Source organism: Rathayibacter sp. VKM Ac-2804 (assembly GCF_009866655.1).
Classification (GTDB): domain Bacteria; phylum Actinomycetota; class Actinomycetes; order Actinomycetales; family Microbacteriaceae; genus Rathayibacter.
In genome coordinates, this window is record NZ_CP047420.1 from 2563483 (window position 1) to 2581262 (window position 17780).

Consider the following 17780-nt stretch of genomic DNA (forward strand, 5'->3'; position numbering starts at 1 on the left):
GCGCTCGGATCCTGGGTGCGACCGTCTCTTCCCTCACTCCGTCAGGGGTGCTACAGGGCATGAGGCGCCAGGGCCGCCGGGCTCGTCCGAGGTCCTCGGATCACGCCGGGGTGCCGGACCCGCCTCACTCCCCCAGCAGCTCCCGCAGGTCGTCCGCGGTCAGCGCCTGAGCGTAGAGCTCGCCCTCGTCGAGCACGGCGGTGCTCAGGCGCGCCTTGCGCTCCTTCAGCCGCACGATCTTCTCCTCGATCGTGTCCTTCGCCACCAGCCGGTAGACGTTGACCCGGCGCTCCTGCCCGATCCGGTGCGCGCGGTCGACCGCCTGCGCCTCGGCCGCCGGGTTCCACCAGGGGTCGAGGATGAAGACGTGGTCGGCCTCGGTCAGAGTGAGTCCCGTGCCACCCGCCTTCAGGCTGATCAGGAAGACCGGCGCGGCGCCCGAGCGGAACTCGTCGATCACCGCACCCCGGTCGCGGGTGGAGCCGTCGAGCTGCACGAACGGGATCCCCCGCCGGCGCAGCCGCTCGGCCGCCTTCTCGAGGTACGAGGTGAAGGTGCTGAAGACGAGCGCTCGGCGCCCCTCGGCCAGCACGTCGTCGAGCTGCTCGAGCAGCGCGTCGAGCTTGGCGGAGGGCACGTGCCGGTACGCGGGATCGACCAGCGAGGCGTCCAGGGCGAGCAAGCGGAGCAGCGTGAGCGAGCGGAACACGGTGAAGCGCTGGCGGTCGAGGTCGTCGACGAGCCCGAGGAGCTTCCGCCGCTCGCGCTGCAGGTAGCCGTCGTAGAGCACGCGGTGGCTCGGAGCGAGGGTGACCTCGAGGGTCTGCTCCTGCTTCTCGGGCAGCTCGGGTGCCACCGCCTCCTTCGTCCGGCGCAGCAGGAACGGGCGGATCCGGCGCCGCAGCCGGTCGAGGCGCCGTCGCGCTCCCTCGGACTGCGAGACCGTCCGCCCCTCCGACAGGTCCGGCGAGGCGATGCCGACGGGCTCGTCGGCGTGCAGGATCGGTCGGGTGAACTCCTCCCGGAAGCGCCGCAGCGACGGCAGGAGGCCGGGCGCGGTCAGCGCGAGGACCGCCCACAGCTCGTCGAGCGAGTTCTCGAGCGGCGTGCCGGTGAGGGCGAGAGTGATCGGCGCGCCCACGCTCCGGGCCGCCTGGTGCGCCTGCGAGGACGGGTTCTTCACGAACTGCGCCTCGTCGAGGACGAGGGCCGACCACTCCCGCTCGGCCCACTGCTCCCCGGCCAGACGGAGCACGGCGTAGCTGGTGACGACGACGTCCACGTCGGCGGGCAGTGCGGCGAGGGTGTCGCCCCGCCCCTCGCGCGTGCTGGTCACGGCCGCGAGCCGGAGGGACGGCGCGAAGCGGGCGGCCTCCGAGAGCCAGCCGGGCAGCACCGAGGTCGGCGCGACCACGAGGAACGGCGCCGCGCGGACTCCTGCGGCCCGCACCTCCTCGACCGCCTGCAGCATCATCGCGAGGGTCTGCAGGGTCTTGCCCAGCCCCATGTCGTCGGCGAGGATCCCGCCGAGACCGTGCCGGCGGCGGTGCACGAGCCAGGAGTAGCCCTCGCGCTGGTACGAGCGCAGCTCGCCGGTGAGGCCGGCCGGCGGCTCGACGTCGACGGGCGCACCCGCGGCCAGCGCGCTCTCGAGCACGTCCTTCCAGGCGTCGGAGGCGACGCTCGCGTCGGCGAGCTCGTCCAGCTCCTCCCAGAGCGCGGTCTGGTGCCGGCCGATCCGCGGGCCGGTCTCCCACTCCTCCAGCTCGTCCGCACGGTTCAGCAGCTCGCGGAGCCGGTCGAGCCCCGGATGCGCGAGCGAGAGGTACGAGTGGTCGACGAGCCGGATCCGGTCGCCGCCGCTCGCGAGCGCTCGGAACAGCGGGCCGAACGGCACGCTCGCGTCGCCGATCGTGACGACGACGCCGAGGTCGAACCAGTCCGCGCTCTCGGTGTCGACGGCGGTGAGGGTGAGCGTGAGCGGCCCGTTGAGGAGGCGGTAGTCCGGCTGCTTCCCCTCGCGCTCGATCCGCACGCCGCCGACCTCGCCGAGGAGCGGCAGCTGCTCGACGACGAAGACCGCCGCCGCGGCCCCGCGCAGGACAGCCGGCCGGTCGACGTCCGCGACGACGTCCGACTGCGCCGCCGCCAGGACGGTGCGGGCGCGCCGCAGGATCGCGGCCTCGAGCGCGTCGTCGCCCGTGCCGTCGAGCTCCCGGGCGCGGTCCGCGCTCCGCCGCCAGTGCCAGCCGACCCGGACCACGCGGCGCGGCTCGAACGAGACGGTGCAGACCAGCCGCGGCGGCTCGGGCTCGTCGAGCTCCACGCCGGCGTCCGCGCCCCGCACCGCCACGCGGCCGCGCAGGGTCGGCAGGTGCTCCTCCAGGAACTCGGCGACGTCCTCGGCGGGCACGCTGGTCGCCTCCGGATGGCGCAGCAGCCGCAGCTCCTCGTCGTCGAGCGGCTGCGGGGTCGGCGCGAGCAGCAGCGCCGTCGGATCGCCGGACTCCACCAGGTAGACGCCGTGGCGGGCGACCGGCCGCGCGGCCTCGAGCGGACGCTCGCCGACATCGAGCCGGAGGACCGGGGCGAGCTCGAGGGCGCCCGCGCGGTCGGCGACCACGAGCGCGACGTGCGCGGCGGCGGCGCGGGAGACCGTGCCCGCGCCGGTGGTGAGCAGCGGGATGCGCAGGCCCTCGGCCTGCTCGAGCAGCCGCCAGAGCAGTGGGCTCTCGTAGTCGTCGAGGTGGATCCAGTCCGGGTCCTGACCGAGGTGCACGGTGCGGGTGGCCCGGTGCAGCGCGGCGAACTCGGCGAACCAGCGCTGGTGCCCGGGGTCGAGGGAGAGCCGGTGGGTCTGGAAGTTCAGCGACTTCCAGGTGAGGGTCGAGCGGTTCCAGGCGCCGCCGCGACCGGGAACGACCGGGCGGGTGGCGAGGCGGTGCTCCTCGCGCTCGGCGGGGTCGTACGTCGCGGCGGTGACGCGCTCGCTCGCCGGGGCGCGCCACGGGTCGTCGGCGCGGCGGACGAGGCGGCGCAGCTCGAACTGCAGGCCGATGGGCGTGAGCACCGGAGACGCCTCGCCGGGGTCGCCGCCGCTGAGCTCGCCCACGCGGGCGCGCCAGGAGGCGGCGGACTTCTCGGGAGGCATCGCCCCATGCTGTCACGCCGGTCGGACACCGATCCCGCGCCGAGGCGGGACGGGACTGCGCGCCGCCCGGGTCAGCGGCAGAATCGGAGGATGAGCAGCAACGACTCCCCCGACCCCACCGTCCTCGCGATCGGCAGCGACGAGCTGCGCGTGGCGCTCACGACCGCGGGCGCCGAGATGACCTCGCTCCGCGACGGCGAGAACCGCGAGTACCTCTGGCAGGCCGGCCCGGAGTGGCGCCGGCACGCTCCCGTGCTCTTCCCCATCATCGGGCGGCTGCCGGGCGACACCCTGCACCACGACGGACGGGACCACCCGATGGGTCAGCACGGCTTCGCGCGCGACCGGGTCTTCGAGCTGGCCGGCGTGGGCGGCGACGAGGCCGTCTTCCGGCTGCGCAGCGACGACGCGACCCGCGCGGTGTTCCCCTTCGACTGGTCGCTGCTGATCGCCTACGCGGTGACGGGAGCGACCCTGCGGATCACGCAGACCGTCGAGAACCGCGGCACGGAGCCGCTGGGCGCCTCGGTCGGCAACCACCCGGCCTTCGCGCTGCCGCTGCCCGGAGCGTCGGGCGAGCACCGGATCCGCTTCGCGCAGGCCGAGCCGGAGGGCTTCCGCCGGGCTCCCGAGAACCTCCTCGTCGACGAGCGCCACCCGGCGCCGCTCGAGGACGGCGTGCTCACGGTGGACGACGAGCACTTCGAGGAGGGCGTGCTGATCTTCGACGAGCCGCGCCGCCGCACGCTGACCCTCGAGGCCGACGGCGCGCGCTCCATCGCGGTCGACACCGGCGACTTCGACGTCGTCGGCGTCTGGAAGCCGGTCGGCGCGCCGTTCGTCTGCATCGAGCCGTGGCGGAGCGTCCCGACTCCGGAGGGCTGGGACGGCGACATCGTCGACAAGCCGCGGCAGTTCGTGCTCGCGCCGGGCGAGCAGCGCGCGTTCTCCTACAGCATCACGCTCAGCTGAGGCTCGTCCCGCTGCAGCTGCGCGTCGAGGAGCTCGAAGCGGCGGATGATCAGCCCCTCGCGGGTCGCCCACGGGCAGATCACGAGCGTCTCGACGTGCAGCGCCTCCATGGCGGCCTCGGCGACGAGCGCACCGGCCAGCAGCTGCGGGGCGCGGAGGGTGGAGACGCCCGGGAGCGCCGAGCGGTCGGCCGCGCTGATCGCGGCGAGCCGGGAGGACCAGAGCCGCAGGTCGACCAAGTGCAGCTCGCGGCGCGCGAGCGGGCCGGCGGCGCTGGGAGCGGCGCCGGCGATCCGGGCCAGCGAGCGGAAGGTCTTCGACGTGCCGGCGACGAGGTCGGGGGTGCCGAGGGCGAGGAAGGCGCGGACGGGCTCGGCGAGCACCTCGCGGGCGTGCTTGCGGGCCGCCTTCACGCTGGTGGCCGACGCCGGGTCGCCGTCGAGGAGGTCGCGAGTGACGCGGCCGGCGCCGAGCGGCACCGAGACGGCGAGCTCGGGCACCTCGTCGACGCCCATCGACAGCTCGAAGGAGCCGCCGCCGATGTCGAGGTCGAGGATCGAGCCGGCGCCCCAGCCGAACCAGCGGCGCACGGCGAGGAAGGTCGCGGACGCCTCGGCCTCGCCGCCGAGCTCCTGGAGGTGCACGCCGGTCTCGGTGCGGACGCGCTCGAGCACGGCGGCGCCGTTCCCGGCCTCGCGGATCGCGGAGGTGGCGAAGGCGAGCAGGTCCTCCGCGCGGTGGCGGCGGGCGACCTCGTGCGCCTCCGCGACGAAGGAGATCAGCTCGCGCTGCCCCTCCTCGGTGATGTCGCCCTCCGCGTCGAGGTAGGCCACCAGCGCGAGGCTGCGCTTGTGCGACCGGTACGGCACGGGCCGCGCCCCCGGGTGCGCATCGACGAGCAGCAGATGGACCGTGTTGGAGCCGATGTCGAGCACGCCGAGTCGCATCCCCCCACGCTAGCGCGGCCCGCAGCCGCCCCCGGACCGGCGGCGACGCCCCTGCGGTGGTGGGTCTCGATACGCCCCTGCGGGGCTACTCGACCAGCATGTCCGCGGGCGTCTCTTCCCAGTGGATCCACCCGCGCCCGAAGACCAGTCTGCAGACCCGCCCTGCTGACGACGCCGGGTCTCGATACGCCGCTGCGCGGCTACTCGACCAGCATGGAAGGCACGGCCCTCTGAAGGGGCCACTGCGCATGCTCGGCCAGGGTGGTCTGGAGTGGCTCGCGCCCCGAAGGGGCCGCGGCCCTTGCACCCGACGCGCTGGCGAGCGTGGGTCTCGATACGCCTCTGCGCGGCTACTCGACCAGCATGGATGGCGCGGCCCTCTGAAGGGGACGCTGCGCGGCTGCTCGACCAGCGGGAGCGGGAGCGGCGCCCCGAGTTCGGAAGCGTGGCGCCCGAAGGGCCGCCACCCCGGCAGACCGGCCGCGGCTCCGCAGGGTCACCGGCGATCCGCGTGCCAGCGGATCGTCGTACCCGGAACGCGACCGGCTCCCACCAGCGCACCCCGTCGCGAAGCCGACCGCCGACGGACGACGAGGAACGAGGAGTCCGTCGCAGAAGGGCCCGGCCGCGACAGCGACCGGGCCCTTCTGCAGAGACTCAGTGGTCCCAGTTCTCCACCGGCTCGGAGGAGCTGGAGGAGCCGACGACGTGCACGCGCATGTCGTTGGTGGTGCCGGCGCGTCCGGGGGGCGATCCGGAGACGACGACGACGGTGTCGCCGGCCTTCGCGAGGTTCTCGCGGAGGAGGACGGCGTCGACCTGGGCGAACATCGCGTCCGTGTGGTTCACGCGGGGCGTGACGTAGGACTGGACGCCCCAGTTGAGTGCCATGCGTCGGCGGACCGAGGGCTCGGGGGTGAAGCCGATGATCGGGATGCCGTGGCGCAGGCGGGTCATGCGGCGGACGGAGTCGCCGGACTCGGTGAAGACGCAGAGGAACTTGGCCTCGACGAACTCGGCGACCTCGGCGGCGGCGAGGGTGACGGAGCCGCCCTGGGTGCGCGGCTTGCTGCCGAGCGGGGGGATCCGCTCGAGGCCGTGCTCCTCGGTGGACTCGACGATGCGGGCCATGGTCTGGACGGTGACGACCGGCCAGGCGCCGACGCTGGTCTCGCCGGAGAGCATGACCGCGTCGGCTCCGTCGAGGATGGCGTTCGCGACGTCGGAGGCCTCGGCGCGGGTGGGGCGCGGGCTCTCGATCATCGACTCGAGCATCTGGGTGGCGACGATGACGGGCTTGGCCCAGCGGCGGGCGAGCTCGACGGCGTGCTTCTGCACGATCGGGACGGCCTCGAGGGGCAGCTCGACGCCGAGGTCGCCGCGGGCGACCATGATGCCGTCGAAGACGTCGATGATCTCCTGCAGGTTGTCGACCGCCTGCGGCTTCTCGATCTTGGCGATGACGGGAGCCTTGCGGCCCTCCTCCGCCATGATCTCGTGCACGCGGACGATGTCGCTCGCGTTGCGCACGAAGGACAGCGCGATGATGTCGGCGCCGAGGCGGATCGCCCAGCGGAGGTCGTCCTCGTCCTTCTGCGACAGCGCGGGCACGTTGACCGCGACGCCGGGCAGGTTGATGCCCTTGTTGTTCGAGATGTTGCCGGGGACGACGCACTCGGTGATGACGCGGGGGCCCTCGACGGCGGTGACGCGGACCGCGACCTTGCCGTCGTCGATCAGGAGCATGTCGCCCGGGTTCACGTCATCGGGCAGGCCCTTGAACGTGGTGCCCGAGAGCTCCTTGGTGCCGAGGACGTCCTCGGTGGTGATGGTGAAGACGTCGCCCTCGGCGAGGGGGTACGGGCCGCCCTCGAACTTGCCGAGGCGGATCTTGGGACCCTGCAGGTCGACCATGATCGCGACGGCGCGACCGGAGTCCTCGGCCGCCTTGCGCACGAGGCGGTAGACGCCCTCGTGGACGTCGTAGCTGCCGTGGCTGAGGTTCATGCGGGCCACGTCCACGCCGGCGTCGATGATCGCACGAATGGTCTCGTACGACGACGTTGCCGGGCCGAGGGTGGCGACGATTTTCGCTCGTCTCATTGAGGGGGTGCTCCGTTGTTCTGCGCCCGGGGGCGCGTCGATAGCGGGGAGGGTGAGCTGTGAAGCTGGCGCGCGAAGACTATCGCGTCCGTGGGACTAGAGCGTGAAGCCCCGGTCGTTGGGCCCGACGGGCGCGGGCAGCTGGGTGGTGCCTTCGAGGTAGCGGTCGATCTCGGCCGCGACGGAGCGGCCCTCGGCGATCGCCCAGACGATGAGCGACTGGCCGCGGCCGGCGTCCCCGGCGACGAAGACGCCCGGGACGCTGGTCTCGAAGCGGTCGCCGCGGACCACGTTGCCGCGGTCGGTGAAGGGCACCTCGAGCTGACCGGCGAGGTGCTCCGACTCCGGGCCGGTGAAGCCCAGGGCCAGGAGGACCAGGTCGGCCGGGATCTCCCGCTCGGTGCCCGCCTTGGGCACGCGGCGTCCGTCGAGGTACTCGGTCTCGGCCACACGCACCGCGCGGACCTCGCCGACCTCGTTCGCGAGGAACTCGACGGTGGAGGCGAGGAACACGCGCTCCCCGCCCTCCTCGTGCGCGCTGGCGATCTCGAAGACCGTCGGGTCCATCGGCCAGGGCTGGCTGTCCGGACGCTGCGACGGCGGCTGGGTGCCGATCGCGAGGTTGGTGACCGAGGCGGCCTTCTGGCGGTGCGCGGTGCCGATGCAGTCTGCTCCGGTGTCGCCGCCGCCGAGGACGACGACGTGCTTGCCCTCGGCCGAGATCTGCTCGAAGACGCGGTCGCCCGCGATGGCGTGGTTCGACTGCACCAGGTACTCCATCGCGAAGTGCACGCCGGCCAGGTCGCGGCCGGGGATCGGCAGGTCGCGCGGCACCATCGCGCCGGTCGCGACCACGACGGCGTCGTAGCGCGCGCGCAGGTCGTCCCAGGTGATGTCGGTGCCGATGTCGACGCCGGCGCGGAAGCGGGTGCCCTCGGCCTTCATCTGGTTCAGCCGCAGCTCGAGGTGCTTCTTCTCCATCTTGAAGTCGGGGATGCCGTAGCGCAGCAGGCCGCCGATGCGGTCGTCGCGCTCGTAGACCGCGACGGTGTGCCCGGCGCGGGTGAGCTGCTGGGCGGCGGCGAGACCGGCGGGGCCGGAGCCGACGACGGCGACCGTCTTGCCGGTGAGGCGCTCCGGCGGGTGCGGCTGCACCCAGTCGTTGCCGAAGGCCTGATCGATGATCGAGACCTCGATCTGCTTGATCGTGACCGCGGGCTGGTTGATGCCGAGCACGCAGGACGACTCGCAGGGCGCGGGGCACAGGCGGCCGGTGAACTCCGGGAAGTTGTTGGTCGCGTGCAGGCGCTCGATCGCCTGGCGGCCCTCGCCGCGCCACATCAGGTCGTTCCACTCGGGGATCAGGTTCCCGAGCGGGCAGCCCTTGTGGCAGAACGGGATGCCGCAGTCCATGCAGCGGCCGGCTTGCCGGCGCAGCACGGCGGTGTCGCCCTGCTCGTACACCTCTTTCCAGTCCATCAGCCGCACGGACACCGGGCGCCGCTTGGGCAGCTCCCGGTCCTGCACCTTCAGGAATCCCTTGGGATCAGCCACCGGTCACCTCCAGAATCCGTCCCCAGACGACGTCGCCGTCGGGGTCGAGCCCCTCCTCCACAGCGGATGCTCGCGTCGCGAGCACCGCGGCGAAGTCGCGGGGCAGTACCTTGACGAAACGCGAGACGGTTCCGTCGAAATCGTCGAGCATGCCCTGGGCCAGGGTGGACTCGGTCTCGGCCACGTGCCGCTCGAGCAGGTCGCGCAGGATCTCCACGTCGGCGCTGCCGAGCTCGGAGAGCGTGAGCTCGCCGGTGGCGATCGCGTCGCGGTTCACCAGCTCGCGGCGCAGGTCGTGGATGTAGGCGGTGCCGCCCGACATGCCCGCGCCGAGGTTGCGGCCGGTCGCGCCGAGGATCACGGCGAGTCCGCCGGTCATGTACTCGAGCGCGTGGTCGCCGACACCCTCGACGACCGCCGTGGCACCGGAGTTGCGGACCAGGAAGCGCTCGCCGACCATCCCGCGGATGAACATCGTGCCCTGGGTCGCGCCGTAGCCGATGACGTTGCCGGCGATGACGTTGGCTGACGCGTCGAAGGTGCTGCGGCGGTCGGGCCGCACCACGATCTGGCCGCCGGAGAGGCCCTTGCCGACGTAGTCGTTCGAGTCGCCCTCGAGGCGCAGCGTGATGCCCGCGGGCAGGAACGCGCCGAGCGACTGCCCGGCCGAGCCGCGGAGGTTCACCGTGATGGAGTCGGCCGGCAGCCCGTTCTCGCCGTAGCGGACGGTCACCTCGTGGCCGAGCATCGTGCCGACGGCGCGCTCGGTGTTCTTGATCTCGCGGTCGATCACGACGGTGCCGCGGTGGTCGAGGACGTTCGCGGCGAGGCGGATCAGCTCGTTGTCGAAGTGCTTCTCCAGCTCGTGCTCCTGCGCGCGGCCGTGGCGGCGCGGCTCCTCGGCGCGGAAGACCGGGCCGACGAGGATCGGCGTCAGGTCGAGCCCGCTCGCCTTCCAGTGCTCGATGGCGCGGTTGACGTCGAGCAGCTCGCGGTGGCCGACGATCTCGTCGATCGAGCGGAAGCCGAGCTGGGCGAGGTACTCGCGCACCTCCTGGGCGATGAACTCGAAGAAGTTGACGACGAACTCGGGCTTGCCGTTGAAGCGCTTGCGCAGCTCCGGGTTCTGCGTCGCGACGCCCACCGGGCAGGTGTCGAGGTGGCAGACCCGCATCATGATGCAGCCCTCGACGATCAGCGGGGCGGTGGCGAAGCCGAACTCCTCGGCACCGAGCAGGGCGCCGATCACGACGTCGCGGCCGGTCTTCATCTGGCCGTCGACCTGCACCACGACGCGGTCGCGCATGCCGTTGAGCATGAGCGTCTGCTGGGTCTCGGCGAGACCGAGCTCCCACGGGGTGCCCGCGTGCTTGAGCGAGTTGACGGGGCTCGCGCCGGTGCCGCCGTCGTGGCCCGAGACGAGGATCACGTCCGCGAGGGCCTTGGCGGTGCCGGCCGCGACCGCGCCGATGCCCGACTGGCTGACGAGCTTCGCGTGGATGCGCGCCTTCGGGTTCGCCCGCTTGAGGTCGAAGATCAGCTGCTTGAGGTCCTCGATCGAGTAGATGTCGTGGTGCGGCGGCGGCGAGATCAGGCCGACGCCGGCGGTCGCGTGCCGGGTGCGCGCGATCCAGGGGTAGACCTTGGTCGGCGGCAGCTGGCCGCCCTCGCCGGGCTTCGCGCCCTGGGCGAGCTTGATCTGGATGTCGTCGGCGTGGGTCAGGTACATGCTCGTGACGCCGAAGCGGCCCGAGGCGACCTGCTTGATCGCGGAGCGGCGCTCGGGGTCGAGCAGTCGCTCCGTGTCCTCGCCGCCCTCGCCGGTGTTCGACTTGGCGCCGAGGCGGTTCATCGCGATGGCGAGGGTCTCGTGCGCCTCCGGCGAGATGGAGCCGTAGCTCATCGCCCCGGTGGAGAAGCGCTTGACGATCGACTCGACCGGCTCGACCTCGTCGATCGGGACGGGCGTGCGGCCCTCGGTGTCGAGGGTGAACATGCCGCGGAGGGTCATCAGCGAGAGCGCCTGGTCGTCGACCATCTTCGTGTACTCGCGGAAGACGTCGTAGCGGCGGTTGCGCGTGGAGTGCTGCAGCCGGAAGACGGTGTCCGGGTTGAAGAGGTGCGGCGCGCCGTCGCGGCGCCACTGGTACTCGCCGCCGACCGCGAGGCGCTCGTGCGCGACGACCGCGCCGTCCTCGGGGTACGCGGCACGGTGGCGTGCGGCGTTCTCCTCGGCGACGACGTCGATCCCGATGCCGCCGAGCTTGGAGGCGGTGCCGGTGAAGTACTGGTCGACGAAGACCTGGCTGAGGCCGACGGCCTCGAAGGTCTGCGCGCCCGCGTAGCTCGACACGGTCGAGATGCCCATCTTGGACATGATCTTGAGGACGCCCTTGCCGAGCGCCTTGATCACGTTCTTGACGGCCTTCTCGGGCGAGAGGTCCGAGATCATGCCGCTGCGCACCAGCTGCTCGCAGGTCTCCATCGCGAGGTACGGGTTCACCGCGGAGGCGCCGTAGCCGATCAGCGTCGCGACGTGGTGCACCTCGCGGACGTCGCCGGCCTCGACGACCAGCCCGACGCGCATCCGGTTCTCGGTGCGGATGAGGTGGTGGTGCACGGCGGCGAGCATCAGCAGCGAGGGGATCGGCGCGAGGTCCTTGGTGGAGTCGCGGTCCGAGAGCACGAGGAACTGCGCTCCGGCGGCGATCGCCTCGTCGGCCTCGGCGCACATCGCGTCGAGGCGGTCCTGCATGGCGCGGGGGCCGGCGTCGACGCGGTAGAGGCCGCGGATCGTCGTGGTGATGTGGCTGAGCGGGCGTGGCGCGATGTGCTGGATCTTGGCCAGCTCGTCGTTGTCGATCACCGGGAAGTCGAGGACGACCTGGCGGGCGTGCTCGGCGCCGGCCGAGAGCAGGTTGCGCTCCGGGCCGAGGCCGAGGCGCAGCGAGGTGACGACCTCCTCGCGGATGGAGTCGAGCGGCGGGTTGGTCACCTGGGCGAACGCCTGGGTGAAGTAGTCGAAGAGCAGCCGCGGGCGCTTGGAGAGCACCGCGACCGGGGTGTCGGAGCCCATGGCGCCGAGCGGCTCGGCGCCGGCCTTCGCCATCGGCAGCAGCAGCAGCCGCACCTCCTCCTCGGTGTAGCCGAAGGTGCGCTGGCGGCGGTTGACCGATGCGGGCGTGTGCACGATGTGCTCGCGCTCGGGCAGGTCCTTGAGGTTGATCCGGCCCTTGTCGAGCCACTCGTCGAAGGGACCGGAGTCGGCGAGCTGCGCCTTGATCTCCTCGTCCTCGACGATGCGGCCCTGCTCGGTGTCGACCAGGAACATCCGGCCCGGCTGGAGCCGGCCCTTGCGGACGATCTTCGCGGGGTCGATGTCGAGCACGCCGATCTCGCTGGCGAGCACGACGAGTCCGTCGTCGGTGACGACGTACCGGCCGGGTCGCAGGCCGTTGCGGTCGAGCGTCGCGCCGACGAGGTCGCCGTCGGTGAAGACGATCGCGGCCGGGCCGTCCCACGGCTCCATGAGCATCGAGTGGTACTCGTAGAACGCGCGGCGCTTCTGGTCGATCGCGGCGGCCTGGTTCTCCCACGCCTCCGGCACCATCATCATGATCGCGTGCGGCAGCGAGCGGCCGGCCAGCGTGAGCAGCTCGACGGTCTCGTCGAACGAGGCCGAGTCGCTGCGGCCGGTCGAGACGATCGGGAACAGCGGCGAGAGGTCGCCGAGCTCGGCGCTCTTCAGCTGCGACTGGCGCGCGCGCATCCAGTTGCGGTTGCCCTGCACCGTGTTGATCTCGCCGTTGTGCGCGATCATCCGGAACGGCTGCGCGAGCGGCCAGGACGGGAAGGTGTTGGTCGAATAGCGCGAGTGCACGAGCGCGAGCTTCGAGGTGAAGCGCTCGTCCGAGAGGTCGGGGTAGAACGGCTCGAGCTGGAGCGTCGTGACCATGCCCTTGTAGACGAGCGTGCGGCTCGAGAGCGACATGAAGTACACCTCGAGCTCGCGCTCGACCCGCTTGCGCAGGCGGAAGGTGAGGCGGTCGAGGCGGAGCCCGGCCAGCGGCACGCCGGCGGCGTCGGTCAGCTCGCTCGAGACGTAGAGCTGCTCGATCGCCGGCATCGCGGCGCGGGCGAGCGTGCCGATCTCGTCGGGCTGCACCGGGATGGAGCGCCAGCCGAGGACGGTGAGGTTCTCCTCGCGGGCCATCTCGGCGATGGTCGACTTGACCCGCTCGCGCTCGAAGACGTCGACGGGCAGGAAGGCGTTGCCGACCGCGTACTGCCCGACGGGGGGCAGCTCGACGGCCGCGACGGCGCGCAGGAAGTCGTCCGGGATCTGGGTGATGATCCCCGCGCCGTCGCCGGTGCCGGCGTCGGAGCCGACCGCGCCGCGGTGCTCGAGGTTGCGCAGCGCGTTCAGCGCGGCGTCGATGATGTCGTGCCCGGCCGTCCCGCGCATGGTGGCGACCATGGCGAGACCGCAGGCGTCCTTCTCGGCCGCCGGGTCGTACATCCCCTGGGCACTCGGGGTGCCGAGGAACGGCACGGCGGGGACGCGGGGCGAGGGCTGAACGGGAGCCATGGGGACCGTCCTCACGAGAGTCGTAGCGGATCGGGACGTCACTGGCCCGCGGTGTGGTGGTGGAGGAGCGGCTCCCCGATCGGGAGGGCCGTGCATTCGGTGGTCGCGGTGCGGAGATCTGGCGCCGTCGGCGGGGCCGTGCGGTCGCGCCCCCGCGGCAGCGCTTGTGGCTGAGCCGCGGAGGAGCGGTCGGACGGGGTGGGAGCTGGATGCGGGGCCGCGGGGGTGCCGCGGACCGCGTCAGCTGCGGGAGACCGTCGACTTCTCGGCGTCGGTGCCGGAAGAAGGAGTGGTTGCGTCGGAGTCGGACTCGACGTCCTCGAATTCTACCGCAGCCGGGGCGGGCGTCCACTCGCGACCGGGCCGGTAGGCCGAGGTCTCGCGACCGGGGTGCTCGCGCCGCTGGATCACGACGAGGACCAGGCCGATCACGATCGCGATCAGGGCGGCCCAGACGTTGGTGCGGATGCCCCAGAAGAACTCGCTCGGGTCGATGCGGATCGACTCGAACCAGACGCGGCCGACGCCGTACCAGATCAGGTAGGCGGCGAAGACGGTGCCCCACTGCAGCTTGAGACGGCGCTCGAGCAGCAGGATGACGGCGATGCCGACGGCGTTCCAGAGGATCTCGTAGAGGAAGGTCGGGTGGAAGAGCGTGCCGGCGGGCAGTCCGACCGGGAACGCCGGGTTGCTGCTCTCGATCTCGAGGCCCCAGGGCAGGGTCGTCGGCAGGCCGAACAGCTCGTGGTTGAACCAGTTGCCGAGGCGGCCGATGGCCTGCGCGGCGAGCATGCCGGGCGCGAGGGCGTCGGCGAAGGTCCAGAAGCGGACGCCCGTCCAGCGGCAGCCGATCCAGGCGCCGACGGCGCCGCCGATCAGGCCGCCGAAGATCGCGTTGCCGCCGTTCCAGATCCGGATGATCTCCCAGGGGTCCGCGCCGGCGTAGAAGTAGTCGCCGGGGTGGGTGAGCACGTGGTACAGCCGCGCGCCGATGATGCCGAGCGGCACCGCCCAGATGATGATGTCGAGGACGACCCAGGGCTCGGCGCCGCGGCGCTTGAGGCGGGCGTTCGTCATGATCGTGGCGACCACGATGCCGACCAGGATGCAGACGGCGTAGGTGTGGATCGAGAACGCGCGATCGAAGAGCGTGAAGTCGTACTGACTCCACGCCTCGGGCGGACTCGGGATGCTCAGCGGTACGGACACCGGTACGTCGACCTTTCGAAGGAGGGATCCCGCGGTCGCGGCGGTGCCGCGCCCCGACGGGCATCCCGAGTGTACTGGGAGGCGTCAGGCTCGCGGACGCGTGCCCTCTGCCAGACCGCGTGCCGTCTCCGCCACGGCGTCGACCCCGCCCGAGGCGAGCGCGCGGACGAGGGCCGAGCCCACGATCGCGCCGTCGGCGTAGGCGAGGATCTCGGCGACCTGATCGCCGGTCGACACGCCGACGCCGACGCAGGCGCTGTCGGAGCCCGCGTCGCGCAGTCGGTCCACGAGCGTCCGGGCGGCCTGGTCGACGTCGGCGCGCGCGCCGGTGATGCCCATGGTGGAGACCGCGTAGACGAAGCCGCGGCTCGCCTCGACGGTCGCGCGCAGACGCGCGTCGGTCGAGGAGGGAGCGGCGAGGAAGACGCGGTCGAGGCCGAGCCGCTCCGAGGCGGCGATCCACTCGGCGCCCTCGTCGGGGATGAGGTCGGGCGTGATCAGGCCGGAGCCGCCCGCCTCCGCGAGGTCCGTCGCGAAGCGCTCGACCCCGTACTGCAGCACGGGGTTGTAGTACGTCATCACGAGCACGGGGACGTCGACGCGCGCGCGGATCTCGCGGACCGCGTCGAAGCCGTGGCGCAGGCGGAAGCCGCCGGCGAGGGCCGCCTGGGTCGCCTCCTGGATGACCGGGCCGTCCATCACCGGGTCGGAGTAGGGCAGGCCGAGCTCGATCGCGTCGACGCCGTTCTCCGCGAGGGCGACGGCGGCGTCGATGCTCGTCGCGAGGTCGGGGAAGCCGGCGGGCAGGTAGCCGATCAGGGCGCCCGCCGACTCCTGGTTGCGCCGGCGGACGGTCTCGGCGACGCTCGGCCCGATGCCGCTCACGACTGCACCGCGCCCTGGTCGACCAGGCCGAAGTAGCGCGCGGCGGTGGTCATGTCCTTGTCCCCGCGGCCCGAGAGGTTGACCAGGATGGTCGCGTCGGGGCCGAGCTCGCGGCCGAGCTCCAGCGTGCCGGCCAGGGCGTGCGCCGACTCGATCGCGGGGATGATCCCCTCGGTGCGGCTGAGCAGCATCAGGGCGTCCATCGCGGCGGAGTCGGTGACCGCGCGGTAGTCGGCCCGGCCGATGCTGGCGAGCCAGGCGTGCTCGGGACCGATGCCCGGGTAGTCGAGGCCGGCCGAGATCGAGTGCGACTCGACGGTCTGGCCGTCCTCGTCCTGCAGCAGGAGGCTGCGGGCGCCGTGCAGGACGCCGGGGCGGCCCTTGCTGATGGTCGCGGCGTGGCGCGGGGTGTCGATCCCCTCGCCGCCGGCCTCGAAGCCGACGAGCCTCACCTCGGGGTCGTCGAGGAACGCGTGGAAGATGCCCATCGCGTTGGAGCCGCCGCCGACGCAGGCGGTGACCGCGGTCGGCAGGGCGCCGGTGAGGGCGAGGACCTGCTCGCGCGCCTCCTCGCCGATGATCTTCTGGAAGTCGCGGACGAGCGCCGGGAACGGGTGCGGACCGGCGACGGTGCCGAAGACGTAGTTGGTGGTGCCGACGTTGGTGACCCAGTCGCGCATCGCCTCGTTGATCGCGTCCTTGAGAGTGCGCGAGCCGGTCGTCACGGGGATGACCTCGGCGCCGAGCAGGCGCATGCGGGCGACGTTGAGCGCCTGGCGCTCGGTGTCGACCTCGCCCATGTAGACGACGCAGTCGAGGCCGAAGAGCGCGGCGGCGGTGGCCGTGGCCACGCCGTGCTGGCCGGCGCCGGTCTCGGCGATCACGCGGGTCTTGCCGATGCGCTTGGTCAGCAGCGCCTGGCCCAGCACGTTGTTGATCTTGTGCGAGCCGGTGTGGTTGAGGTCCTCGCGCTTGAGGATGATCCGCGCGCCGCCCGCGTGCTCGGCGAAGCGCGGCACCTCGGTGATGATCGAGGGCCGGCCGGTGTAGCTGCGGTGCAGCTCCGCCAGCTCGGCCGCGAACTCGGGGTCGACCTTCGTGCGCTCGTACTCGGCGCTCAACTCGTCGAGCGCCTCGACGAGCGATTCGGGGACGTAGCGCCCGCCGAAGTCGCCGAAGTACGGGCCGAGTTCATCCCGGAGTGCCATGGCAGTGCCGCCTATCAGTGGATCGTGGATCAGTGCGGATCGTGGCTCGCGCGGTTCGCGGCCCTCTGCGCCGGAAGGGGCTCAGTGGGCCAGGAAGCCGGCGAGGGTGGCGACGGGGTCGCCACCGGTGACGAGGGCCTCGCCGACGAGGACGACGTCCGCGCCGGAGCGGCGGTAGTGCGCGACGTCGTCGGCCGAGAGGACCGCCGACTCCGCGACCTTGACCGCGTCGGAGGGGAAGCGCTCGGAGAGGCGGCCGAAGAGGTCGCGGTCGAGCTCGAAGGTGGAGAGGTCGCGGGCGTTGACGCCGATCAGGCGGGCACCGATGTCGGCGGCCCGCTCGAGCTCGTCGCCCGAGTGCGTCTCGACCAGCGGGGTCATCCCGAGCTCGAGGACGAGGGCGTGCAGCTCGGCCAGCACGGGCTGCTCGAGCGCGGCGACGATGAGGAGGACGAGGTCCGCCCCGGCGGCGCGCGCCTCGAGCACCTGGTACGGCTCCGCGATGAAGTCCTTGCGCAGCACCGGGATCGAGACCTTCGCGCGGACGGCCTCGAGGTCGGCGAGCGAGCCCTTGAAGCGGCGCTCCTCGGTGAGGACGCTGATCGCGCTCGCTCCCCCGAGCTCGTACCGGCCGGCGAGCAGCGCGGGGTCGGGGATCGCGGCGAGAGCGCCGCGGGACGGGCTGGAGCGCTTGACCTCGGCGATGATCCGCACGCGCTCGGCGGGGGCCAGCGCAGCGAGGGCGTCGAGGGCGGGCGGGCGCTCGGCGGCGCGGCGCTCGAGGACCTCGAGCGGGACGGTCTCGCGACGCCGGGCCGCATCGGCCAGGGCGCCGGCGGTCAGATCGCCGAGCACTCTACGCGCGCGCCTTCGGATTGGCCTTCGCGCCGTCGACCCCGTAGCCCAGGCGGGCCAGGATCACGCCGACGAGGAGGCCGATCACGACGACGCCGGCGGACAGCCAGACGACGAGCGGCAGGTCGAACCAGAAGGCGATCGTGCCGACCGTGAAGCCGACCAGCATGATGACGACGGCCGTCCACGCTGCGGGCGAGTGGCCGTGGTTGTCGTCGTCGTGCTCGGTGCTCATGGCTCTCCTCCTGGACGTGCATCGGAACCACAGCAGTCTAGCGGCTCGGGGCTGAAGGGCTCCGCCGCCGGGC

Annotated in this window: 11 protein-coding genes; 1 reads left to right on the forward strand and 10 read right to left on the reverse strand. The window is 72.4% G+C overall.

Annotation, left to right across the window (positions count from 1 at the left end; translation table 11 throughout):
• Window positions 1–124: 124 nt before the first annotated feature.
• Window positions 125–3151 (reverse strand): DEAD/DEAH box helicase, encoded by a 3027-nt coding sequence (locus GTU73_RS12070; protein WP_160089808.1) that lies wholly within the window; start codon window positions 3149–3151, stop codon window positions 125–127.
• A 90-nt stretch (window positions 3152–3241) separates the two neighbouring features.
• Here GTU73_RS12070 and GTU73_RS12075 point away from each other — a divergent pair, with 90 nt between their 5' ends.
• A complete protein-coding gene (locus GTU73_RS12075; protein WP_160089810.1) occupies window positions 3242–4123 on the forward strand; it encodes an aldose 1-epimerase family protein in 882 nt (293 codons plus the stop codon).
• Here GTU73_RS12075 and GTU73_RS12080 read toward each other — a convergent pair.
• The 9 genes from GTU73_RS12080 to GTU73_RS12120 form a co-directional block, all read right to left on the reverse strand.
• The gene (locus GTU73_RS12080) at window positions 4102–5070 is read right to left on the reverse strand and encodes a Ppx/GppA family phosphatase (protein ID WP_160089812.1); all 969 of its coding nucleotides are present in this window, start codon (window positions 5068–5070) and stop codon (window positions 4102–4104) included. The two genes, GTU73_RS12075 and GTU73_RS12080, sit on opposite strands and share 22 nt — an antisense overlap.
• Window positions 5071–5727: 657 nt before the next feature.
• Window positions 5728–7173 (reverse strand): pyruvate kinase, encoded by a 1446-nt coding sequence (gene pyk / locus GTU73_RS12085; RefSeq protein WP_160089814.1) that lies wholly within the window; start codon window positions 7171–7173, stop codon window positions 5728–5730.
• Window positions 7174–7269: 96 nt separating this feature from the next.
• The gene (locus GTU73_RS12090; protein WP_160089816.1) at window positions 7270–8727 is read right to left on the reverse strand and encodes a glutamate synthase subunit beta; all 1458 of its coding nucleotides are present in this window, start codon (window positions 8725–8727) and stop codon (window positions 7270–7272) included.
• Window positions 8720–13246 carry a glutamate synthase large subunit gene (gene gltB, locus GTU73_RS12095; RefSeq protein WP_244231847.1) on the reverse strand — a complete coding sequence of 1509 codons (4527 nt, stop codon included), beginning with the start codon at window positions 13244–13246 and terminating at the stop codon, window positions 8720–8722. The genes GTU73_RS12090 and gltB overlap by 8 nt, the downstream gene beginning before the upstream one ends.
• Before the next feature lie 309 nt (window positions 13247–13555).
• On the reverse strand, window positions 13556–14506 hold the full coding sequence (lgt, locus tag GTU73_RS12100; protein WP_244231848.1) for a prolipoprotein diacylglyceryl transferase: 951 nt from the start codon (window positions 14504–14506) through the stop codon (window positions 13556–13558).
• A gap of 102 nt (window positions 14507–14608) precedes the next feature.
• Window positions 14609–15409 (reverse strand): tryptophan synthase subunit alpha, encoded by an 801-nt coding sequence (gene trpA / locus GTU73_RS12105; protein WP_160089820.1) that lies wholly within the window; start codon window positions 15407–15409, stop codon window positions 14609–14611.
• Complete coding sequence (gene trpB / locus GTU73_RS12110) at window positions 15406–16617, reverse strand: tryptophan synthase subunit beta (protein ID WP_160089822.1); 1212 nt, start codon at window positions 16615–16617, stop codon at window positions 15406–15408. The genes trpA and trpB overlap by 4 nt, the downstream gene beginning before the upstream one ends.
• Window positions 16618–16698: 81 nt before the next feature.
• Window positions 16699–17472 carry an indole-3-glycerol phosphate synthase TrpC gene (gene trpC / locus GTU73_RS12115; RefSeq protein WP_160089824.1) on the reverse strand — a complete coding sequence of 258 codons (774 nt, stop codon included), beginning with the start codon at window positions 17470–17472 and terminating at the stop codon, window positions 16699–16701.
• A gap of 1 nt (window position 17473) precedes the next feature.
• The gene (locus GTU73_RS12120) at window positions 17474–17707 is read right to left on the reverse strand and encodes a DUF6704 family protein (protein ID WP_160089826.1); all 234 of its coding nucleotides are present in this window, start codon (window positions 17705–17707) and stop codon (window positions 17474–17476) included.
• Window positions 17708–17780: the final 73 nt, after the last annotated feature.

Bases quoted from the DNA above. Each gene is read 5' to 3' on its own strand.
- GTU73_RS12120 (WP_160089826.1), bottom strand. From the start codon at position 17,707: ATGAGCACCGAGCACGACGACGACAACCACGGCCACTCGCCCGCAGCG.
- GTU73_RS12080 (WP_160089812.1), bottom strand. From the start codon at position 5,070: ATGCGACTCGGCGTGCTCGACATCGGCTCCAACACGGTCCATCTGCTG.
- GTU73_RS12070 (WP_160089808.1), bottom strand. From the start codon at position 3,151: ATGCCTCCCGAGAAGTCCGCCGCCTCCTGGCGCGCCCGCGTGGGCGAG.
- trpB (WP_160089822.1), bottom strand. From the start codon at position 16,617: ATGGCACTCCGGGATGAACTCGGCCCGTACTTCGGCGACTTCGGCGGG.
- gltB (WP_244231847.1), bottom strand. From the start codon at position 13,246: ATGTACGACCCGGCGGCCGAGAAGGACGCCTGCGGTCTCGCCATGGTC.
- pyk (WP_160089814.1), bottom strand. From the start codon at position 7,173: ATGAGACGAGCGAAAATCGTCGCCACCCTCGGCCCGGCAACGTCGTCG.
- GTU73_RS12075 (WP_160089810.1), top strand. From the start codon at position 3,242: ATGAGCAGCAACGACTCCCCCGACCCCACCGTCCTCGCGATCGGCAGC.